The sequence below is a fragment of the Bacterioplanoides sp. SCSIO 12839 genome, assembly GCF_024397975.1.
In the GTDB taxonomy this organism is placed as follows: Bacteria; Pseudomonadota; Gammaproteobacteria; order Pseudomonadales; family Oceanobacteraceae; genus Bacterioplanoides.
On the sequence record NZ_CP073745.1, the window covers coordinates 1,044,726 to 1,065,448 of the forward strand.

At 47.7% G+C, this 20,723-nt stretch carries 20 protein-coding genes and 1 other RNA gene; 16 read left to right on the top strand and 5 right to left on the bottom strand.

Annotated features, from left to right (window positions below):
• Nucleotides 1–11 precede the first annotated feature (11 nt).
• Nucleotides 12–1,823 carry a penicillin-binding protein activator gene (locus tag KFF03_RS04855; protein WP_255859290.1) on the bottom strand — a complete coding sequence of 604 codons (1,812 nt, stop codon included), beginning with the start codon at nucleotides 1,821–1,823 and terminating at the stop codon, nucleotides 12–14.
• On the opposite strand from KFF03_RS04855, the gene rsmI reads away from it, so the two are divergent.
• From rsmI to hemH, 4 genes are all read left to right on the top strand, one after another.
• A complete protein-coding gene (rsmI, locus tag KFF03_RS04860; protein ID WP_255859292.1) occupies nucleotides 1,822–2,682 on the top strand; it encodes a 16S rRNA (cytidine(1402)-2'-O)-methyltransferase in 861 nt (286 codons plus the stop codon). The genes KFF03_RS04855 and rsmI overlap by 2 nt on opposite strands.
• Before the next feature lie 60 nt (nucleotides 2,683–2,742).
• Nucleotides 2,743–3,121: RNase P RNA component class A (rnpB, locus tag KFF03_RS04865), an RNA gene on the top strand.
• 129 nt (nucleotides 3,122–3,250) lie between these two features.
• Nucleotides 3,251–3,697, top strand: a complete 447-nt coding sequence (locus KFF03_RS04870; RefSeq protein WP_255859294.1) for a hypothetical protein — start codon at nucleotides 3,251–3,253, stop codon at nucleotides 3,695–3,697.
• 122 nt (nucleotides 3,698–3,819) lie between these two features.
• Complete coding sequence (gene hemH, locus KFF03_RS04875) at nucleotides 3,820–4,815, top strand: ferrochelatase (protein WP_255859296.1); 996 nt, start codon at nucleotides 3,820–3,822, stop codon at nucleotides 4,813–4,815.
• Nucleotides 4,816–4,869: 54 nt separating this feature from the next.
• Here hemH and KFF03_RS04880 read toward each other — a convergent pair whose 3' ends face one another.
• Entirely contained in the window at nucleotides 4,870–5,319 is a 450-nt protein-coding gene (locus tag KFF03_RS04880; protein WP_255859298.1) for an acyl-CoA thioesterase, read from the bottom strand.
• A 234-nt stretch (nucleotides 5,320–5,553) separates the two neighbouring features.
• Between KFF03_RS04880 and KFF03_RS04885 the strand changes: the two genes are divergently transcribed.
• The 9 genes from KFF03_RS04885 (at nucleotide 5,554) to KFF03_RS04925 (ending at nucleotide 13,905) form a co-directional block, all read left to right on the top strand.
• Nucleotides 5,554–6,369, top strand: coding sequence for a crotonase/enoyl-CoA hydratase family protein (locus tag KFF03_RS04885; protein ID WP_255859300.1), 816 nt, complete (start codon nucleotides 5,554–5,556; stop codon nucleotides 6,367–6,369).
• A 100-nt stretch (nucleotides 6,370–6,469) separates the two neighbouring features.
• Complete coding sequence (locus KFF03_RS04890; RefSeq protein ID WP_255859302.1) at nucleotides 6,470–7,066, top strand: hypothetical protein; 597 nt, start codon at nucleotides 6,470–6,472, stop codon at nucleotides 7,064–7,066.
• The gene (locus tag KFF03_RS04895; protein WP_255859304.1) at nucleotides 7,063–8,151 is read left to right on the top strand and encodes a rhomboid family intramembrane serine protease; all 1,089 of its coding nucleotides are present in this window, start codon (nucleotides 7,063–7,065) and stop codon (nucleotides 8,149–8,151) included. Before KFF03_RS04890 ends, KFF03_RS04895 begins: the two co-directional genes overlap by 4 nt.
• A gap of 327 nt (nucleotides 8,152–8,478) precedes the next feature.
• Complete coding sequence (locus tag KFF03_RS04900; protein WP_255859306.1) at nucleotides 8,479–10,581, top strand: FAD-dependent oxidoreductase; 2,103 nt, start codon at nucleotides 8,479–8,481, stop codon at nucleotides 10,579–10,581.
• Nucleotides 10,582–10,599: 18 nt separating this feature from the next.
• The gene (locus KFF03_RS04905; protein ID WP_255859308.1) at nucleotides 10,600–11,937 is read left to right on the top strand and encodes a cytochrome c3 family protein; all 1,338 of its coding nucleotides are present in this window, start codon (nucleotides 10,600–10,602) and stop codon (nucleotides 11,935–11,937) included.
• 21 nt (nucleotides 11,938–11,958) lie between these two features.
• Complete coding sequence (locus KFF03_RS04910; RefSeq protein WP_255859310.1) at nucleotides 11,959–12,546, top strand: DUF3365 domain-containing protein; 588 nt, start codon at nucleotides 11,959–11,961, stop codon at nucleotides 12,544–12,546.
• Nucleotides 12,547–12,570: 24 nt separating this feature from the next.
• On the top strand, nucleotides 12,571–12,873 hold the full coding sequence (locus KFF03_RS04915) for a cytochrome c5 family protein (protein WP_255859312.1): 303 nt from the start codon (nucleotides 12,571–12,573) through the stop codon (nucleotides 12,871–12,873).
• Between the two features lie 66 nt (nucleotides 12,874–12,939).
• The gene (locus KFF03_RS04920) at nucleotides 12,940–13,365 is read left to right on the top strand and encodes a globin family protein (RefSeq protein WP_255859314.1); all 426 of its coding nucleotides are present in this window, start codon (nucleotides 12,940–12,942) and stop codon (nucleotides 13,363–13,365) included.
• 120 nt (nucleotides 13,366–13,485) lie between these two features.
• Entirely contained in the window at nucleotides 13,486–13,905 is a 420-nt protein-coding gene (locus KFF03_RS04925) for a secondary thiamine-phosphate synthase enzyme YjbQ (RefSeq protein ID WP_255859316.1), read from the top strand.
• Between the two features lie 48 nt (nucleotides 13,906–13,953).
• Here the strand turns inward: KFF03_RS04925 and KFF03_RS04930 are convergent, their stop codons facing one another.
• Nucleotides 13,954–15,456 carry an FMN-binding glutamate synthase family protein gene (locus tag KFF03_RS04930; RefSeq protein WP_255859318.1) on the bottom strand — a complete coding sequence of 501 codons (1,503 nt, stop codon included), beginning with the start codon at nucleotides 15,454–15,456 and terminating at the stop codon, nucleotides 13,954–13,956.
• A gap of 127 nt (nucleotides 15,457–15,583) precedes the next feature.
• Here KFF03_RS04930 and KFF03_RS04935 point away from each other — a divergent pair, with 127 nt between their 5' ends.
• Both KFF03_RS04935 and KFF03_RS04940 read left to right on the top strand, forming a co-directional pair.
• Nucleotides 15,584–16,819 carry a YbfB/YjiJ family MFS transporter gene (locus tag KFF03_RS04935; protein ID WP_255859320.1) on the top strand — a complete coding sequence of 412 codons (1,236 nt, stop codon included), beginning with the start codon at nucleotides 15,584–15,586 and terminating at the stop codon, nucleotides 16,817–16,819.
• Between the two features lie 25 nt (nucleotides 16,820–16,844).
• The gene (locus tag KFF03_RS04940) at nucleotides 16,845–17,435 is read left to right on the top strand and encodes a glutathione S-transferase family protein (protein WP_255859322.1); all 591 of its coding nucleotides are present in this window, start codon (nucleotides 16,845–16,847) and stop codon (nucleotides 17,433–17,435) included.
• 90 nt (nucleotides 17,436–17,525) lie between these two features.
• Here the strand turns inward: KFF03_RS04940 and KFF03_RS04945 are convergent, their stop codons facing one another.
• A complete protein-coding gene (locus KFF03_RS04945) occupies nucleotides 17,526–18,641 on the bottom strand; it encodes an NADH:flavin oxidoreductase (RefSeq protein ID WP_255859324.1) in 1,116 nt (371 codons plus the stop codon).
• 25 nt (nucleotides 18,642–18,666) lie between these two features.
• Nucleotides 18,667–19,287, bottom strand: coding sequence for a TetR/AcrR family transcriptional regulator (locus KFF03_RS04950; protein WP_255859326.1), 621 nt, complete (start codon nucleotides 19,285–19,287; stop codon nucleotides 18,667–18,669).
• A 316-nt stretch (nucleotides 19,288–19,603) separates the two neighbouring features.
• Between KFF03_RS04950 and KFF03_RS04955 the strand changes: the two genes are divergently transcribed.
• Nucleotides 19,604–20,698: an NAD(P)-dependent alcohol dehydrogenase gene (locus tag KFF03_RS04955; RefSeq protein ID WP_255859328.1), complete on the top strand. Its 1,095-nt coding sequence runs from the start codon at nucleotides 19,604–19,606 to the stop codon at nucleotides 20,696–20,698.
• The last annotated feature ends 25 nt before the right edge of the window (nucleotides 20,699–20,723 follow it).

Sequence of the window (20,723 nt, forward strand, 5' to 3'; positions counted from 1 at the left end):
TTACAAATGAATCAGTCGCTGGCAGCCAGTTGTGCAGGCTTACCACTGCGGAAGCGCGTGCACTGTGTCTGGCGGTGTATACGACGTTGTTGATCTAACGATAAGGCTCCGGTACTGCCAAATACCTGGCTGTTCGGAAAGGCTTCTAGCTGTTTTAGCCGTGGCAATAACCGAAAGGCGTCAACGCCCATGGCATACAAGCGGGTATAACCACCCTGACCATTTTCTAATGTCGATTCAATGGTTTGGTGCAGGTCACTTTTCTCCAGCAGCCAAGGAGCATCACAAAAACGGATGCCGTTCAGGTCGCGGTCTTTGCGTTGATTCACTACCCCGGAATAAATATGCGAGGTGGCATAAATCGGCAGATCTCCGGCAAAGTTAAACTCCAGTGTTGGCTTGATCTGGCGCGCCTGTTTTGGCAAGGCGACCATAAACACCCAATCTACGTCCTGACGACGGCGAGGTTCAAATTCGGTACTTTCACGCAAAATTTTACGCATGGTGTTAAACCGTTGTTGGCTGTCATCAACATTCAGCAGGGCTTTGATTTCCGGGTTGTAATCTTTGCGATTGCTGTAATAGCGCTGCTCACCAACTTCGCCGCCGAGTTCAGTCCAGCGTTGTTCAAAAGCGGCGTAAACCCGCTGCCCCCAATTGCCTTTGGGCATCATCACCAGAGCACGACGATGGCCATCCTGCCAGGCCTGATTGGCGATTTGCACCGCCTCATCTTCGGCGGCCAAACCAAACTGATACAGGTTGTTGGCAGGTTGCATGTTGTCGCGTTCGCCATAATTTAACGCCAGCGTTGGCAGCGGTAATTGCTCACGCTGTTGTAAGGATTGCACGGTTTTTTTATTAAATGGGCCAATCACCCATTCATTGCCTTCAAACTGTGCGGCACGGTAGGCAGAATCAATCGAGTCAAAGGTTTGTGTGTCGTATACGGTCACTTGTGGTGTTTCAGAACCTTTATTCAGTGAAGCAAAATACGCGGCCATAAATCCATCACGCACGGCTTGCCCGGTTTTGGCTAGTGGTCCGGATAATGGCAATAACAGAGCCACTTGTTTGGGGCGGGATGCTGCAATATCCGCCAGAATGGCCAGACTGCCGGGCAAATGAATGGCTGCCGGGTGAGCTGGGTTTTGCTGGCGCCAGCGTTCGACTTCGGCCAGATGTTCATCCAGAGTCAGGCGGGCGTTTTTACCAATTGCGGCCAACTGTAACCAGTCACCAAACTGAGTGTCCGGGGATTTTTCAGCCCAAGCCAATAGCTCCAGCTCGGGCAGTTGCATCAGGTTATGCCAGATTTGCTCATGATTCTGTGGCCATTCGTCTTCAGTCAGGATACCCGCTAAGAAATCACGTTCCCGTGCGGCCGCCAGATATTGCTGTTGTGCTTCCAGCAATTGTGCCCGTAGCAGGCTGTAGTGGCGTTCTTGCTGTGGTGTGGCAAATTGCTGAATGTTTTGTACCTGTTGCAACGCCTGTCCGGCATTGTCGACGTTAGCAGTAGCCAGGTTCAGTTCAGCCTGAAGCAACCAGTATTCCACTTGATCATGGTTGCTGAGTGATCGTTCACCCAGTAGTTGCAATTGCAGCGCAGCATTGCGAAACTCGCCGTCTTTGATGCTGGTGGCTGCCTGCTTCAATTGTTCCTGATCCGTCAGGTTAACGGCTTGTTCGGTGGTTAACGAATCAGCTTGTTTCGGAGTGCTGGAACAACCTGCCAACCCCAAACACGCGCTCAACAGCAATAAGCCACCTGTTTTTAATAAACCGGCCTTAGAACCGTACTGTAAAGAGTTTCCCCGCATGACATCTGTTCCACTGTTGCAGCCCGGCACCTTATATGTGGTTGCTACCCCGATTGGTAATCTCGCAGATTTAAGCGAACGGGCGCGTCAGGTGCTGGCGGCGGTTGATCTGATTGCCTGCGAGGATACCAGACATACCCAAAAATTACTTCAGCACCTAGGGCTGAAAAAGCCGTTATTATCGGTACACGATCACAATGAAAGAGATCGCATCGAACAGGTGGCTGAGCACCTGACCAATGGCCGTACCATGGCACTGGTATCCGATGCCGGAACGCCTTTGATTTCCGACCCGGGTTATCCGCTGGTACAGGGGCTGCGTCAAAAGCAACTAACGGTTACACCAATTCCCGGCGTGAGTGCACTTATTACCGCGTTATCTGCTGCTGGGCTGCCAACCGATCGTTTTGCATTTGAGGGCTTTTTACCGCACAAAAGCGGCGCCAAAAAAGAGCGGCTTGAAAACGTGGCTCAAGAGTCGGCAACGTTGGTTTTTTATGAATCTAAACACCGCATTCTGGATACTCTGAGCGTGATGGCCGAGGTTTTCGGAGAAGAGCGTGAAGCGTGTGTGGCGCGTGAATTAACCAAAACCTTTGAGAGTTTTTATCACGGCACACTGCCTGACATCCTGGAGCAGCTGCAAGTCGATGCTGACCAGCAAAAAGGCGAATTTGTGGTAATGGTTGCGGGTAATAAAAACCCACAATCAAACTCGGCGATTAATATCGACAAACTCTTCCGCTTGTTGCTGGCAGAGTTGCCGCCGAAAAAAGCCGCTGCCATCGTTGCCGAGGTTAGTGGTGAAAATAAAAAGGAACTGTATCAGAAGGCGTTGGAGATTCAGGGCAAGGTTTAAAACGGTCCCCACCTCACTTTTTGGCTGCATCTGCCAGGGTGCTCTGTTAGAATCCGCCGCCGAGATGCCCAGGCAATCGTCGCTTACTTTGGCTTTTGTTGAAGTAGGGGGAGGAAAGTCCGGGCTCCAATGGGCAGGGTGCCAGCTAACGGCTGGGCGGCGTGAGCCGACGACAAGTGCAGCAGAGAGGAGACCGCCAGTTTCTTCGGGAGCTGGTAAGGGTGAAAGGGTGCGGTAAGAGCGCACCGGGCCACTGGTAACAGTTGGTTGCAAGGTAAACTCCACCCGGAGCAAGACCAAATAGGTTCCCTACAGGCGTGGCCCGCGCTGGGAACGGGTAGGTCGCTTGAGCCTGTGAGCGATTGCAGGCCTAGACGAATGATTGCCACCTTTACTTTGGTAAAGGAGACAGAACCCGGCTTATCGGGCATCTCGAATCATTCCAAAAAACCGCTGGTGCGAAAGCTTCAGCGGTTTTTTTATGCTTCATCGATTGTACTTTGCCAGGAACTGCAAACACTGGGTTATGTCTATAGTTAAAAGAGATGCATCACCCCCAAGGCCTGTTATGACATCATTCAGTATTTTCCAACAGTTACGCCAGAATGCTGTAGCCATCATCAGTTTGTTCGTCGCGGTGAGTAGTCTGAGCTACAACTCCTGGCGTTATGAACAAACAGAAGATAATCAGAACCAGCGCATGGCTGCTTTTGAGATTTTATTCAAGTTGGGCGACTTACAGAATGTGGTGTTCCACCATCGCTATGACATGGACCACACGAATCTGGGTAATCCACGCACGGGGTGGAGTCATGTACTGCTGATACGGGATTTGTCGTCATTAATGAAACCACCTCTGGCTGAAAATATGGCGGCAACGTCCGCCGAATTATTGCAAACCTGGCAAACTCATTGGGAAACGATGGGTAGCAGCCAGCAAAGCGCTGACGCGATTCTTCGTTCAACCGAAGCGGTTCGCCAGGCTACTTTGGAGCTACTGGCGTCTTTGGAATAGCGTTATTGCCATCGGACTGTTATTTCCATGATCTGTACCGTTAACACGGGATCAGAGTTGCTATAAACTTATGCAAAATTTATACGTTGATTAATTTTTCCGACAGTTAGCAAGGTTTTCGCGTGAGTTCTGAATCTCGTCCTCCATTTGGTGTGTTATTAGTAAATCTGGGTACCCCTGAAGCGCCGACGGCGAAGGCCGTGCGTGAATATCTGGCTGAGTTTTTATGGGATAAGCGAGTTGTCGATGTGCCACGCCCGATTTGGTGGCTGATTCTTAACGGCATTATTCTGCGCTTTCGACCGCGTATGGTGGCTAAAGGGTACGCCAGTATCTGGACGGATGAAGGTTCGCCCTTAATGGCAATTTCTAAACAGCAACAGCGAGCCTTAAAACAACAGCTCTCCGAGACATTTGGTCAGGACATCCCGGTTGCTCTGGCGATGACGTATGGTCAGCCTACGATGGAGCAGGCGGGTCGCGAGTTACGCCAGGCAGGCGTAGACAAAATGCTGGTCTTGCCACTGTACCCTCAGTTTTCCTCATCAACTACGGCGGCGGTTTATGATCGTCTGGCATCCGGTTTAAAGGGCTGCCCGCACTTGCCGGAAACACGCTGGGTTAATGAATACCACCAACACCCGCTGTATATTCAGGCGCTGGCCAATTCGGTGAAAGAATATTGGGCCGAGCATGGCCAGGGCGATAAATTGTTAATGTCGTTCCATGGTATTCCGCAGCGTTATGAAGATCGGGGTGATCCTTATCCATCACAGTGTCGTGCAACAGCCAAAGCGCTGGCGGATGCGTTGAACCTGCAGGATGATCAGTGGTTCTGTGCGTTTCAATCACGTTTCGGTCGTGAAGAATGGGTGAAACCTTATACCGACTTCACCTTGAAAGAATGGGGAGAGCAGGGCATTGGACGTGTTGATGTGATCAGCCCGGCTTTTGCCGCCGATTGCCTGGAAACCTTAGAAGAACTTGAAGAAGAAAACCGCGAGAACTTTATCGAAGCAGGTGGTAAAGAATACCACTATATTCCTTGCTTAAATGATCGTGATGATCATATTCAGATGATGGTTGATCTGGTGCAACAGCACACTCAAGGCTGGTGATCGCCTTTACCATGGCTCCTGCCTAAGCATGAGCCATAATCTAAAAAGCGCAGATCAGGCAGCGCTTAATCCGGTTTCCTGATCAAAGCCATCAAGCACAGGAACAGGCTTTTTGTGTTCATCAATGGCAACAAAGCTAAACACACCGGTAATGGCTTTTTTCACGCCGTCGCGGTACATGTCTTCAACAAAAATATTCACTTCAACTTTCAGTGACGTTCTGCCCACATGAATAATGTCGGCAACCAGCTCCACCATTGATCCTTCTGGAATCGGATGTGTGAAGTCCACTTTATCTGACGACACCGTGACCAATCGCTTGCGGCTGAAACGGGTTGCGGCAATAAAGGCCGTTTCATCCATCCAGCTTAATGCCTGGCCACCAAACAGCGTTTCGTGATGATTGGTGGTAAATGGGAAAACTGCTTTAACAACGCTGGTTTTAGCGGCAGCAATACGTTTGGCAATTAGTTCATCGCGCAGGCGCAATTGTTGCGGACTCATAGTGATCTCAATACCGTGTTACGACTTTAGTCTTGGTGTGGGATTCTACGAGATTATAAAAATATCATCAAAACTAATGCGCGTTATGGTGGAATCCGTAACTTTTACTCATATGTGATGATTGAAACTTCAGGATCAGACATTGAAATGTTCTGAATGATCATGGAAAGCCTTTCTTTGCTATGGAATTATGGTCCCAAAAGTAAATTGATTACTCATTTGAATGAGACGCTCATGACTGATAAACCCCGTGTATTGCTTGAAGTAAAAGACCGAATTGCTTACGTGACTCTGAATCGCGAAGAGAAACTGAACGGCCTGGATATGCCGATGTTTCGGCAGATGATCGCAACGGCGAAAAAAATCCGTAAAGATCGCAGTATTCGTTGTGTGATTCTGTCGGCGAATGGACCTTCATTTTGTGCCGGTCTGGACTTTGGTGCTTTGAATAAAGAACCCAGTATGGTGGCAAAAGTGTTCCTGAAGTTTCCGTGGACCAAGCAGAATGTCGCTCAGGAAATTGCACATTGCTGGCGGGATCTACCGATTCCGGTGATTTCAGTGGTACATGGCAACTGCTTTGGCGGTGGTATGCAGATTATTCTGGCCACGGATTATCGTATTGCTAAACCCGATGCCAACCTGTCGATCATGGAAATGAAATGGGGCCTGATTCCTGATATGAGTGGCATGGTGACCTTATCACAACTCACTCGCATCGATATTGCCCAGGAACTGACCATGACTGGCCGTGAATTCAGCGCTACAGAAGGGCATGAATACGGTTTAATTTCGAAGCTTTCTGAAGATCCGATGGCTGATGCCGAAGCGTTGGCAAAAACCATTGCCTCAAAATCACCGGATGCGATTGCTGCGACCAAATATCTGTTTAAGAAAACCTGGAAAGCGGATACCTGGAAGGCATTGCGCTGGGAGCGCTGGGTTCAGGCACGCCTGTTAGGTCGCAAAAATAATATGATTGCGATTAAAAATGGCCTGGCGAAAGGAAAAGAGCCAAAGCCGTTTGTGGATCGTAAGTCCTTCCGCTAAGCGTTATGAATAAGCCGGGGCTGGTTAGCAGGCCCTGGCACTTCTTCCTGATACAGCACTTTGTTAGCATGTCCGATCTGATAATAAGGAACGGATTGTTATGCGAACTTCTCTGCCTAAAAAGAAAATGAATCACTCCGAATTGACCAGCTCAGGTTTTTGGGTTGGCCATATTCTCATGATTATTGCCACGATTGCCGGTGTGTACCTTGCTGCTCAGGCCGGACTTCAGCAGGCGATATTATTTGATGATGTCATTGCCCGTCAGAATAACTACTTTTTGCGTCAGTCGTTATACGAAGAGCTGCAGGATAATGTTGCGATTCTTAAAGAATATGACCAGAGCTATCTCAGCCGCGGTATTTCAGCCAATCAAATCAAGGCAAACTCCCCAAAAATCAGTCGTTATGTTTGGGAAACCATGAAGTATTCACAAACCACATTAGAGACTCCAAGCTACTTTCTGGGAGAAACCCGCCGCTTTTATGCTCAGGTGAATGATATTATTGCCAAGCGTGAATCGTTTACTTATGGGCCGCAGCATGCCAGCAAGCTGATGCAGGCACAGCTGGAGAATATGGAAAATAATGTACTGCCAAAGTTAAAGGCGAACACTCAATACCTGGCGACTTATCTTGAGGCGTTTGACGTCTATGTTGATGACATCAAAGGTGTCGACGGTAAGGCAACGTTATGAATGTGAAATATTGCCCACACTGCCGCAAAGACGCATTGGATATTACGCATTATCACGGTGAAGAGTTAGATGTCTGCCGAAAGTGTGGTGGTGTCTGGTTTGAGCACGGTGAATTAAACAGCTTGTTATCGGCAATTGATAATGGAGAAGATAACTCTCAATACGAAACATTATTAGGCGATAGAAATAAGCGCACCGAAGGACAGTGTCCAAGCTGCCCATCACATTTGCATAACTTCCAGTTATTGAAAGATTATGATGTGCAGGTGGATATTTGTATGGAGTGTGATGGTGTTTGGGTCGAGCATGATCAACTTGAGAAAGTCGAACATTCACCACGTATCCGGCAATCTCTTGACGAGCTGAATAAAAAGATCACGGTAAAAAGTTGGTTATTTCAATTCTTGGCCAAAATGCCGGTTGAATACAACATTAAGCCGCATAAAAAGCCACTGATTACCTGGCTATTGGTTATTCTTAATACGGTTATTTTTTTCAGTTACAGCGGTAACCTGGAGCTGGAAAACTGGATGTATAGCCACTTCGCTTATACACCGGCGGAAATCACCCGAGGTGAAGAACTCTGGGCGTTGATCACTTCGGTATTTCTGCACGGTAGCCTAATGCACCTAGTGGGTAATATGTACTTCCTGTATATCATTGGCGACAACCTGGAAGATGTATTAGGAAAAACCCGGTATTTATTGATTTATTTAGTCAGCGGCGTGGGCGCCAGCTTGATCAGTGTCGTTTTTAATCTGGGGTCGGATATTCCTAACCTGGGTGCCAGTGGCGCTATTTCGGCACTGTTTGGTATGTATCTGATGTGGTTTCGTTATGCCAGTCTGAGCTATATGTTCTGGGTCTATCAGAAAAAAATATCACCTGTCTGGTATTTTGCCATCTGGTTGGTGTTCAGCAATATTGTTGGGATTATTCAGGGAGTCCAGGGAATTGGCTTTGCGGCCCATATCGGCGGCTTTGTCATCGGCTTAGGCATTGGTGCCATTCTGAAACAAAAAGTATACCGGGAAAACCCCATTGTCCGCTTATTATCCGAAGAAAGTGTTCGAATTCAACGCTGACTTTTCAGGGCCTGGCCGTATTCTCTGACAGGCCCTAAAACCAAACCCTGTAACCAGGCCCTAAAATTAGGCATTATTGATTCTCTATCAATTTATTCCGCACCATCTGCAGGCATTCGCCGCTATCGTCATTGCTGACAATTTTTCTAAGTAAATGAAAAATCTATAAAAAATAAAAATGGCACAGGTTCTGCTGTTATCCCTCCCGAGAGAAATAAGATTTCGTTCGTTGTTCTTAATTAATAATCCACCAATAGAGTGTGAGAACAATGATTTCATCGTTTATTAAGCCAACGTCGGCAGCGATGAAAAAAGACAAAATAACCGATGATCAGCAAAGAAGCTCAGTCTGCACCCATGGTTCTGCACCCGGGGTGTGGACCGGGCTTTTTTTATGGGAAAAATATGGATTGTGATGTTCCGCTAAAAGAATCTGAAACCCATACCGACAATACGGTTGCGGTTATGGATGGCAGCAAACGCATTGTGATTGTTGGCAATGGCCCGGTCGGCATGCATTTGTGTAACGAGTTAATGGCCTGTGTTGCAGACTCTGCTGTGGATTTCCAAATCGATATTTTTGGTGATGAACCCTGGCAGCCCTATAACCGCGTTGCACTGTCACAACTCTTGTACGGTGAAAAATCGCTGGAAGATCTCGACCTCAACATACCGAATAACAGCAATATACATACTCATTGGCATACCCGGATCATCGCTGTTGATCCTGCTCAGCAGTCTGTTATGACCGATAAAGGTGAAACCTTTTGTTATGACAAACTGGTCCTGGCAACGGGCTCCAGTGCTCATATCCCCAACTTGCCGGGTGTACATATGACGGGAGTTTATTGCTTCCGCAATATGACCGATGTCCAGGCATTAATTTCCCGCCGCGTCAGTAGTCGTCATACTGTGATTTTAGGCGGTGGTTTATTAGGTATCGAAGCCGCTCGGGCCATGCGTCGGTTATCAACTCAAGTGACGTTAATTCATCATTCCGCCTGGTTGATGAATCGACAGCTGACCGAAAATTCAGCGGCAAAATTACAGGCAACATTAGAACAGGAAGGGATTAATGTACTCACGGCTTCCGGTATTCAGGCCGTGGACGGCTCACGTAAAATGGACGGAATTATTTTACGCGATGGCAGCTACCTGGAATGCGACACCTTAATTCTGGCAACGGGTATCCGTCCGAATATTCAGTTAGCGCAAGAAGCAGGCCTGAAAACACATTACGGAATTATTGTTGATGATGCCTTAACGACTTCAGATTCGTCTATTTATGCTGTGGGAGAATGTGTTGAATTTAATGGCGAGGTGTATGGCCTGGTTGCTCCGGGGTTGGAGCAAGCGAGCTTATTAGCTCGCCGTTTTGCTGGCCAGGATAGCTCGCCTTATCAGCAGAAAAGCCTGGCGACGCGATTAAAAGTACTGGATCAACCGGTTACCAGCTTAGGAGAAATTGGCTTATTACACGAAGGCCCGGAAAGCCGTTATCTGGAGCATGATCGTGAGGGGACTCATCGGGTATTACACTTTGAAAGAGGCCAGCTAAAAGGCGCGGCTGCGGTTGGCTTCTGGCCGGATCAGGAGCGTTTGCAGGAATTATTATTAAATAATGAATCTTTGCCCTGGTGGCGCAGTTTGCGCTTCCGTCTGACCGGGCGTTTATGGTCAGACTCCGATGCCATTGCTGATCATCACATTATTTGTAATTGCCGCCAGGTCAGTGCAGGTCAGTTGCGCGCCTGTGCCCAGCAGAAGTTACCTTTGAGCAGTACCGGGGCCGGTACCGTATGTGGCAGTTGCCAGCCATTATTTACTCAGGTTATACCTAAAGAGTCATTTAATCTCAGCCTGGCCGAGCCGGCACTGCAACAAGCGGCGAATGAAGATACCCGATCTGACTCCTGGCTGGGGTTAGTAATTATGGGAATACTGGCACTTATTATTACGGCATTACATCTGTTTATGCCGGCATTACCCATTGCTCAGGAATACGCTTTTCAGTCGGTCAGCCAATGGTGGAGTGACTCGGATTACCGCCAGATCAGTGGCTTTACCATGCTTGGCTTAACGGCATTTGGATTGCTGTTATCAGCCCGAAAACGACTGAAGAAAATGACCTTAGGGTCTTTTTCTGATTGGCGCTGGCTACATTTGCTATTAACCAGTCTATGTCTGATTATTTTGCTGGCACATACCGGTAATTCCTCTATTCAGGGCATTAATGCCTGGTTGTTCTACAGCTTTTTCAGCGCTTCGATATTGGGTTGTTTATTAACCTGGCTAACGGCATTGGAACATGCCAGACCTTCTGTTGCTGTTAAGCGTTTTAAGCGCTGGTCGTTATTCACCCATATTCTGGCGATCTGGCCGCTGCCTATTTTGTTGTCATTTCATATTTTGTCTGTGTATTGGTTTTAATCGGCGGCGGTATTAATAATGAATAATTCAACAATCAAAAAAATAGTATGGCTAAGCTGGTTGATTTCATCGTTAGCGCTGGCTGGGTATTTAGGCAACCAGCTGGTACTGGAAGAACAGAAGCCAGACTTCTTAATTGGTGAAACCAGTCACGGTCATTATCAGATCGAGTTGCAATGTGATGCCTGCCATACCAGTGAACTGGGTGGTGAAGAAATTCTTCAGAATGCTTGTTTAACTTGCCATGAAGACGAATTAAAAACAGCGCTGGATTCACATCCTAAGAAAAAATTTACCGACCCGCGTAATGCCGATTTAGTTGCGATACTGGATGCTCGTAATTGTGTCAGCTGCCACAGTGAACATAACGAAGACATTATGCACCCGATGGGAGTGACGTTGCCGGATGATTTTTGTGTGCAATGCCATGAAAATATTGCCCAGGAGCGTCCCAGCCATGAAGGCATGGGGTTTGAAACCTGCGCCAGCGCTGGCTGCCATAATTATCATGATAATCGTGCGCTCTACGAAGACTTCTTATTAAAACATCAAACACCCGGTGAGATTGCTCATAAAACCTTACCAGCAACACTGAGCAATTATCTGCAAACGATCGGTGCTCAATGGCAACCGGAATCAGCTGCAAGTGTGTTTGAGAATGAAATAAGCGCTGCTCATATTAAAGCGGATATTTTACTCGACTGGCAGCACAGTGCTCATGGTAACGCTGCTGTTGGCTGTAACAGCTGTCATGTCGATGCACAACAGAACTGGATCGAAAAACCGGGCCATCAACAATGTTCAGCCTGTCATGAACCTCAGGTGGCTGGCTTCCTGAGTGGTAAACATGGCATGCGCTTAAAAGCTGGGCTGAGCCCGATGACACCGGGCCAGGCACGCTTGCCGATGAAGCCAGAAAACAGCCATGTCGAATTAGGCTGTAACAGCTGTCATGCCGCTCATACCGACAATACCCAATATGCTGCGGCGGAAGCTTGTTTAACCTGCCACGCCGATGATCACAGCCAGGCATTTGAGCAAAGCCCACACGGTCAGTTATGGCAACAGGTCCGTGACGGTGTGATTGCCAGCGAACAAGGGGTTAGCTGTGCTACCTGTCATATGCCAGTTATGGAACAAGAGATTTTTGGCAGTGAACAATGGCTGACTCAGCATAATCAAAACGCCACATTACGGCCGAATGAAAAAATGATTCGTCCAACCTGCATGCAATGTCATTCATTGGAATTCAGCATTGATGCCTTAGCCGACCCAGATCTCATTAATAATAATTTTAATGGCCTGCCAACACATCACGTGCCCGGCATTGAGATGGCCACCCAGCGCGATCATTAAATAAACCGATGGAGAGAAAGCATGATGAATTTTAAAAAACGTATTGCCGCCACCGCGTTAACTGCGCTGACTTCAGCTATGTTGCTGACAGGTTGTGGAGAAGAAGAAAAAGCGGTTGGTATTGACCCGAAAATTTTTACTGACTCTTTATTTGCCGTAATGAAATCGGATCGAACCAACTACACCAAACTGATTATTCAGCGTTTAGGGCCCAATAAAGGTGACTTTATTAAGCCAAATGAACATTGGGAAGATATGGACGATGGTGCTCCATTACCCGCGCAGATGTTCCGTTTAGGGGCTGAAGGTGTGGCCGATATGACCAATGATTTCACCTATTCGCTGCAATCGGTATGGCCGATCAACAAACAAAATGCGCCAAAAACACCGATGGAAAAAGAAGGTTTGGAATACGTTGCCGCAAATCCGGGACAAAACTTCTACGGTACGGAAGAATTAGGTGATAAAAAATATTTCACTGCGGTGTATGCCGATGTTGCCGTATCTCCGGCGTGTACTAAATGCCATAACGAACACAAAGATTCGCCGAAAACGGATTTCAAAATTGGTGAGGTGATGGGTGGCGTTGTGGTGCGTGTACCACTGTAAGCCAGATTAATCAGGAGAATCACAATGACAAAACATCGGTTTATGTTGCCTTTGATTCTCGCATGTAGTGCCTGTTCTCAGGCACCACATCCTGGTCAGGCTATTTGGGAAGATACCTGTAAAGTCTGCCACTCAACCGGGTTGGCCGGGGCACCTGTGATTGGTAATCAGGCGGCCTGGAATAAACGGTTGGTACGTGGCAAAGACAGCTTATATCAACACGCACTGGAAGGCTGGGGTGATATGCCGGCCCGTGGCGGAAACCCTGCATTAAGTGACGATGAAGTACGCCTGGCTGTCGACTATATGGTTTCTAAGGTCAAATAAACGACAGCGCAGTTAATAAAAGTGCAGTAACAAAAAACCACATCATACTGATGAGAGGATAAGACGATGGAAGCAAGCAAAATTACCGCGGTTCAGGATACCTTTGCCATGGTTGAACCCATTGCAGATAAAGCCGCAGAATTATTTTATGGCCGTTTGTTTGAACTGGATCCGGCATTAAAACCTTTATTTAAAGGGGATATGACTGAGCAGGGTGCCAAACTGATGAAAATGATTGGTATTGCGGTACGAGGTTTAACCGATCTCGACAGTATTGTTCCGGCGGTTAAAAACCTTGGTGCCCGCCATGTGGGTTACGGAGTTAAAGAAGCACATTATGCTACGGTTGGCTCGGCGCTGTTATGGACGTTAGAGCAAGGCTTAGGTGATGCGTTTACCGACGAAGTAAAAGGCGCATGGACAGAAGTTTATACTTTGCTGGCTGATGTCATGATTGCCGCACAAAAAGAAGCCGAAGCGGAAATGGCTTAAACCTGTTTTGGCTAAGGAGCCGGTCGGTTAGCTCTCAAACTTGCTACCGATGTCGTGCATCCATGCTACGAGCGGCGTATCATATTCTTCATACGTTATGTTGTATGGAGAATATGGCCGATGTGGATTCAGAAAGAAATAACGCTCAAACCACACTTGCGGGGATTTCATTTAATTACCGATGAACTGTTGTTTCAGTTGCCTGAATTGAAGGAAATCAGTATTGGTCTGATCAATATATTTATTCAGCATACGTCTGCGTCATTGACGATTAACGAAAATGCAGATCCTTCTGTTCGTGATGATTTTGAATCCTTCTTCAGTCATCATGTGCCGGAAAACGAGCCTTATTACACCCACATTTACGAAGGTGCGGATGACCTGCCTGCCCATTTAAAAGCGAGTATTTTAGGTAATACGTTGACCATTCCAATTACCAATGGTCGCCTGAATCTCGGAACCTGGCAGGGTATTTATTTGGGAGAGCACCGCAATCATGCGACCTCGCGTCATCTGGTCGTCACTATTCAGGGCGAATAAACAACAGCACCGTCAGCATCAACCGCAGAATTAACAACGACAGAAACATCAGGTGGATGGCGATTGATCCGGATACAGTTCATCCAGCGGAATGCTTTTGCCATTATCCTGCCTGACCCGAGCGTGGTAACGCTTCAGCTGGCGTGGTTCTTTAACGCCACAAGAGTGCGCAATGATGCCTACTTCGTATTTCATATTATTCACATAATTGGCAACCCGCACGGACTTATCCTGCGGGTTTAAGCCACGCTGTAATTTTTTATTGTGTGTGGTGATGCCTGTTGGGCAGGTATTTTTATTACACTGGAGTGCCTGAATGCAGCCCAATGAAAACATAAAACCGCGGGCACTGGTGACAAAATCCGCACCTACCGCTAAGGCCCAGGCGACACCCGAAGGAGTAATTAACTTGCCAGAGGCAACGACTTTAATGCGTTGTTTCAGACCATGACGGTTGAGCATATCAATCACCATCGGCAGGCTTTCCTGTAGCGGCATACCGAGATAGTCCATCAGGCTTTGTGGCGCTGCACCGGTGCCGCCATCAGCGCCGTCGATGGTGATAAAATCCGGCGCTGATTCAATACCACGCTCTTTGATGGCTTCAAATAAGGTATCGAGCCAGCCATAAGCGCCAATCACGGCTTTAAAACCAACCGGCTTGCCGGTTACTTCACGCACACGGGCAATCATATCGAGTAATTCGCCGCTGTTGTTAATATCCGGGTGGCGGTTTGGGCTGATGGCATCTTCGCCAACATTGATGGCCCGAATACGGGCAATTTCTTCGGTGACTTTGGCACCGGGTAAAATACCGCCTTTCCCGGGTTTGGCTCCCTGGCTGAGTTTAATCTCAAACATTCTGACCTGCTCATGCGCGGCAACTTCTTTCAGTTTGTCATCGCTGAGATGACCGTCATTGTCACGAACGCCAAATTTAGCCGTGCCAATCTGAAAGACGATATCGGCACCACCTTCCAGGTGATAGGGCGATAACCCACCTTCGCCGGTATTCATCCAACAGCCAGAGGCTTTTGCGCCTTTTGATAACGCTCTTACTGCCGGTATAGAAAGAGCGCCGTAGCTCATGCCAGAGATATTAATCAGTGAGTTGGTTTGATAGGGAGTGCGACAATATTCACCAATCGTCACGGTTGATGTGGCAACCGCATCCTGGCCCAGTGTTGGGTACGGGCAATTGACAAAATATACTGACCCGGCCGGGCGCAGGTCACGTGTTGAACCAAAGGCGATAGTACTGTCGACATTTTTGGCGGCACGATATACCCAGGAACGTTCCGCCCGATTAAAAGGCAGTTCTTCCCGATCCATGGCAAAAAAGTATTGGCGGAAAAACTCGCCCATATGTTCGAAAGCATACCGAAAACGACCAACCACCGGGTAGTTACGACGAATGGTTTGTTCCGTTTGAGTCACATCACGGATATACATCACAATCACTGCCAGCAATGAAAATCCGATCAGGGTGATCAGCACAACAGACATGATTTCCAGTAGCGTAAACAACCAGGTATCGGTAACGTGACTCATGATGATGCTTTTCTCTTGTTTGTTATGGTTTTTAGGATCTGTAATGCAACAAAAGGTTCCTGTTAGTTGGCTTTATCCTGTAACCCCGGGCATTTAAGATTCGCCGCAGAAGAAATGGGAGTGTTTTATGATTCACCGGGCCGATCTGGCTATTATTCAGTTAGGTATTGCTGCCACCTTGTTAGGTGTTGGTATTGCCCGTTTTGCTTACACTCCGTTGTTACCTGAGCTGGTGGTGCAGGGCTGGTTTAATGATAGTCAGGCGGTGTACCTGGGAGCGGCTAATTTATTAGGATATTTACTGGGTGCAGTCTCTGCACATCCATTGTCTCAGCGATTTGGTAGTCCGGTATTATTACGATTGAGCTTTGCTGGGGTCGTGCTGAGCTTTGCCTTATGTATTTTACCCGGCTGGTTCAGCTGGTTTTTTCTCTGGCGTTTTGTCGCCGGTGCTACCGGCGCCTGGCTGATGGTACTTGCCCCCTCGGCGGCATTGTCATTGGCTCCGGTTGAACGACGCGGCAATGTTGGGGCGTTAGTTTTTACTGGTATTGGTCTTGGTGCTGTTATTTCTTCGTTAGCAGTACCCTTGTTAATTAATCAGGATTTATCATTCACCTGGGCTGTGCTGGCGTTGGCGAGTTTGCTGGTTGCCTGGGTTGGACATGCAGGTTTACAAAAGATTATTCAGCAAGGTGGTTTTGTCGCTTCTGCTTCTGTAACCACTTCTTCTATAACGACTCCTTCTGTAACAAGCCAGTCTCAAACACCACCAAATGGAATTAAAGCCATTGGCGCCGCCGTTATTCTGGTGATTTTTGCGTATGGCCTGGATGCCATTGCTTATGTTCCTCACTCCTTATTCTGGGTCGATTACCTTGCCCGGGAGCAGGAGCTTGGCGTCAATATCGCATCAACTCAGTGGTTAATTTTTGGTGTGGGAGCCTGCTGTGGGCCTATCATGACTGCCTGGTTATCCCAGCGACTGGGGATAAAAAATGCACTTGCCATTGCCTATCTGGCCAAAGCGCTGGGTATTGCGGTGATGTTATTTTCAACAGAGGTCTTCAGTCGTTCTTTATCCTCCTTTTTAGTTGGTGCGATGGTTCCGGGTGTTGTTGGTCTGACATCGGCATTGTTAGCACACTGGCTGGGTGCCGCACGGCACAAAGCTCTCTGGGGAATGGCAACGGCTGTGTTTGCATTGTGCCAGGCAATTTCGGGTTACGTGATGTCGGCAATGTATGTTTCATTGGGCAGCTATTACCCGCTATTTTTTGCGGCGGCTATTATCATGGCCGTTGGTTTTATTCTGATATGGATTGCCGGGAATTTTCGTCGGAGTTTGCAGTCTATAGTGTGACAATTCATCGAAAGGGAATATACGTATGAAACTATTGTTCACCTCAACGTCACCTTATGCGCGTCTGGTTCGTATTGTTTGCCGGGAGAAAGGTTTGGCATCACGCGTTGAGGAGCAGCTGGTGGATGTCTGGAATGATGATCCAGAGCTGTTGTCTGCGAACCCTGTGGGGCGTGTTCCGGCATTAATCACCGACAGTGGTGTCGCCATTTCAGAATCCATTCTGATTGCACAATATCTGAATCAACTGACAGCAACCCCCGATTTATCTGTCGCTACAGATGTTGACTGGCAACTGTTTGGATTAGCGATTGGACTGATGGATCGTTCTTTTAATACCGTAATTCATGAAAAGTTTGATGGCACTGATGTGCGCGAAAGTGCCTTAGGGAAACGTCGTTGGGCGGCTATCAAGCAGACATTAGCGGTGTTTAATGAGAATCTGACACAACCAGTGGAAGTACTGAGCCTGGCAGACATTGCCATTGCAGTGGCGCTAGACTATCTGGATTTTCGCTTGCCTGAATTGGCGGTTAATGATCGTTTTGAACAATTAGCACAGTGGCGTCAATGGACTGAATCGCGGCAGAGTTTTATAGCGACGGCATTTGCCTGATTTAAAGAATAAAAAAGCCCTGCTCAGAGAGCAGGGCAAAGGGAGACTGATTCATCGGCAGTCTCCACAGGTCTAACGGTTTAAATTGGATTACACCAGCTGCATCAGTGATTGTTTGGAATAATCTTCCAGCTCGTCATAACGACCGTCTTTAATTTTTAATACCCATTCAGGGTCTTGTAATAACGCCCGGCCAACGGCAACCAACTCAAATTCGTTATCATCCACGCGTTGATTTAACTCCTCAAAGGAGGCAGTTTGCACACCCGATGCATCAATCATGTCGCGTTTTTCTTCGTCAATAAAGGATGCATTTAAGCCAACGCTGCCAACGGTAATCGCTGGTTTGCCGGTGAGTTTTTTGGTCCATCCAGCCAGGTTCATATCGGAGCCTTCGAATTCTTTTTCCCAGAAGCGGCGAGTCGAACAATGGAAAATATCCACACCAGCCTCAACCAAAGGTTTCAGGAAGGCTTCTAATTCTTCCGGCGTTTCTGCTAAGCGAGCATCATAGTCTTGCTGCTTCCATTGGGAGAAACGGAAAATAATCGGATAGTCCTCACCCACACGTTCACGAATGGCGGCAACAATTTCACAGGCAAAACGAGTACGTGCCACCAGATCACCACCGTATTGATCTTCACGCTGGTTGGTTCCTTCCCAGAAGAACTGATCGATTAAATAACCGTGGGCACCGTGTACTTCAACGGCATCGAAGCCGATGTTTTTGGAATCTTCCGCTGCCTGAGCGAAGGCCTCGATGACGTCATTAATGTCTTCCTGGCTCATGGCAATGCCATTTTCTTTGCCAGGTTTTACTAAGCCTGATGGACTGTAACCCGGAACGGATACATCCGGCTCAACCCCTTCTTTTCGAATAGCGCCAACGTGCCACAGTTGAGGAGCAATTTTGCCGCCTTTGGCATGCACGGCATCAACCACTTTTTTCCAGCCGGCCAGGGCTTCTTCACCATAAATAAACGGTACTCTAGGGTAACCGTTTGCTGCTTTATGGCCAACGCAAGTACCTTCGGTAATGATCAGGCCTACTTCATTCTCAGCACGGCGTTCATAATATTGAGCCACCATGTCATTCGGAACATTGCCCGGTGAGTAAGTACGGGTCATGGGCGCCATCACGATGCGGTTTTTCAGTGATAGAGTGCCAAGGTTAATCGGCTGAAATAAGGCTGGATTGTGTGTCATCGTTGTTTCCTTTCCTTAATACAATTTATTGGCTGCGCCACTGATTCAGCAACAGCTCCATATTGTGTTGAAAATAGTGTTGGCCAGCGGCAACGGAAGGTTGCAGTCGGCCGTAATACAAGGCGCCTTTGCAGCTGTGGATAAACAACTGTGCCATTTCTTTTGGCGACGCCAGGGTGTTCAATTCATTGTTTTTCTGAGCGTCACTGATGATTTTTTCAATCCAGTTCAACTCGTATTCGGCCAGCTCAGCCAGGCGTTGTTGCATGGCTTGGGGTAACCGTACTAATTCACTGCTCAGGGCGCTTACCGGACACAGCTTGTGTTCATTAAAGGTATGGCGAGCGGCAGTTGCGAGATAATGCTTCAGGCGTGCAAGTGCCGAATCATTATTCGCATCAAAATGATCGAAGCCTTGTTGCAACCATTGTTCGGTCCAGTCACAGAGTGCCAGGCCTAAGTCCACCTTTTGTGCAAAGTGGTGATGCACGCTGGCTTTGTTAATGCCTAAGGCTTTGGCCAGGTCCTGATAACTGAAACCACTGAACCCTTTCTCGCGTAACAAATCGGCAGACAGTTCAAGTATCTGCTGTTTGCGGCTCGTGCCGGGATTAGTGTTGATGTGAGTCGCGTGGTTTGCGGACATAGCCTTAGCTGTATTCCTGATCACTATCGAATAGTCATTAGCCTACCTACTGGTAGGTAGGCTTGAAACGTGTCAAAAGTGACAAATTCAAGGTGAAGTTCAGTTTTTCATGGGCTTTGAGTTGTTGCAGGTTGATGCCAGGTTGTTGTGAACAGGGAGGTTATTCAAGCAATTGTTGATGTAAAGCCGGTTGTTACCTGAATAGCGCTGTAAATGGCGTATCTGATCTGTACTCACAATAAAGAATTTAAATACAGTAGAAGTAGGTGTTGAGAATACAAAAGTTCCATGCTGATAACGGATAGAGGACTGGAAGATGATGATGAAAGCAGCGGCTTTTATAGAGCCCAACCGAATTGAAATTATCGATAAAGCGATTCCTGAAATCGGGCCAAACGATGCCCTGATAAAAATCAGCACTACAACTATTTGTGGTACTGATGTTCATATCCTCAAGGGCGAATACCCGGTGAAACAAGGGCTGACGGTTGGTCATGAGCCGGTGGGGGTCATCGAAAAGCTGGGTAGCAATGTGCAAGGTTATTGCGAAGGTCAACGTGTTATTGCCGGAGCCATTTGCCCCAGCTTCACTTCTTATGCTTGTCAGGATGGCCTGCCATCACAAGATGGTGCCTACTTACATGACGAAAGCTGCAATTGTCATCAGCATGGCTACAAAGCCACTGCAGGTTGGCGGTTTGGCAATATTATTGATGGTACTCAGGCCGAGTACGTGTTGGTTCCGGATGCCCAGGCCAATCTGGCCCCCATTCCTGATGGCCTGAGCGATGAACAGGTATTGATGTGCCCAGATATTATGTCGACGGGTTTTGCTGGCGCTGAAAATGCAAACATTAAAATTGGTGATACCGTTGCGGTGTTTGCACAAGGGCCTATTGGTTTGTGCGCAACGGCAGGTGCAAAGCTGCGCGGAGCGAGTGTCATTATTGCCATTGATGGCAATAACCAACGTCTCGAGATTGCTAAGCAGCTCGGCGCGGATGTCACGCTGAACTTTAATGATGTTGATGTTGTGGATGAAATCATGAAGCTGACGTGTGGCCGGGGGGTAGATGCCAGTATTGAAGCACTTGGGTTGCAGTCGACCTTTGAACAGGGGTTGCGGGTACTGAAGCCAGGGGGGACGCTTTCCAGCTTAGGGGTATATTCCGAAGATCTGACAATACCACTGTCTGCCTTTGCCGCTGGCTTAGGGGACCATAAAATTAATACTGCGCTATGTCCGGGTGGTAAGGAACGAATGCGTCGCCTGATGAGTATTATTAACTCTGGCCGGATTAACCTTGATCCTCTGGTAACGCATCAATATAAGCTGGAAAATATCGTAGAAGCGTACGACTTGTTTGCAAACCAGCGTGACGGGGTACTGAAAATTGCAGTTACGCCTTAATATTTAATCAGAGCTAAACATAAGC

Coding starts and splice junctions, on each gene's coding strand:
- rsmI (WP_255859292.1), top strand. CDS start 1,822: ATGACATCTGTTCCACTGTTGCAGCCCGGCACCTTATATGTGGTTGCT.
- KFF03_RS04855 (WP_255859290.1), bottom strand. CDS start 1,823: ATGCGGGGAAACTCTTTACAGTACGGTTCTAAGGCCGGTTTATTAAAA.
- KFF03_RS04870 (WP_255859294.1), top strand. CDS start 3,251: ATGACATCATTCAGTATTTTCCAACAGTTACGCCAGAATGCTGTAGCC.
- KFF03_RS04880 (WP_255859298.1), bottom strand. CDS start 5,319: ATGAGTCCGCAACAATTGCGCCTGCGCGATGAACTAATTGCCAAACGT.
- KFF03_RS04885 (WP_255859300.1), top strand. CDS start 5,554: ATGACTGATAAACCCCGTGTATTGCTTGAAGTAAAAGACCGAATTGCT.
- KFF03_RS04890 (WP_255859302.1), top strand. CDS start 6,470: ATGCGAACTTCTCTGCCTAAAAAGAAAATGAATCACTCCGAATTGACC.
- KFF03_RS04895 (WP_255859304.1), top strand. CDS start 7,063: ATGAATGTGAAATATTGCCCACACTGCCGCAAAGACGCATTGGATATT.
- KFF03_RS04900 (WP_255859306.1), top strand. CDS start 8,479: ATGATCAGCAAAGAAGCTCAGTCTGCACCCATGGTTCTGCACCCGGGG.
- KFF03_RS04905 (WP_255859308.1), top strand. CDS start 10,600: ATGAATAATTCAACAATCAAAAAAATAGTATGGCTAAGCTGGTTGATT.
- KFF03_RS04910 (WP_255859310.1), top strand. CDS start 11,959: ATGATGAATTTTAAAAAACGTATTGCCGCCACCGCGTTAACTGCGCTG.
- KFF03_RS04915 (WP_255859312.1), top strand. CDS start 12,571: ATGACAAAACATCGGTTTATGTTGCCTTTGATTCTCGCATGTAGTGCC.
- KFF03_RS04920 (WP_255859314.1), top strand. CDS start 12,940: ATGGAAGCAAGCAAAATTACCGCGGTTCAGGATACCTTTGCCATGGTT.
- KFF03_RS04925 (WP_255859316.1), top strand. CDS start 13,486: ATGTGGATTCAGAAAGAAATAACGCTCAAACCACACTTGCGGGGATTT.
- KFF03_RS04930 (WP_255859318.1), bottom strand. CDS start 15,456: ATGAGTCACGTTACCGATACCTGGTTGTTTACGCTACTGGAAATCATG.
- KFF03_RS04935 (WP_255859320.1), top strand. CDS start 15,584: ATGATTCACCGGGCCGATCTGGCTATTATTCAGTTAGGTATTGCTGCC.
- KFF03_RS04940 (WP_255859322.1), top strand. CDS start 16,845: ATGAAACTATTGTTCACCTCAACGTCACCTTATGCGCGTCTGGTTCGT.
- KFF03_RS04945 (WP_255859324.1), bottom strand. CDS start 18,641: ATGACACACAATCCAGCCTTATTTCAGCCGATTAACCTTGGCACTCTA.
- KFF03_RS04950 (WP_255859326.1), bottom strand. CDS start 19,287: ATGTCCGCAAACCACGCGACTCACATCAACACTAATCCCGGCACGAGC.
- KFF03_RS04955 (WP_255859328.1), top strand. CDS start 19,604: ATGATGATGAAAGCAGCGGCTTTTATAGAGCCCAACCGAATTGAAATT.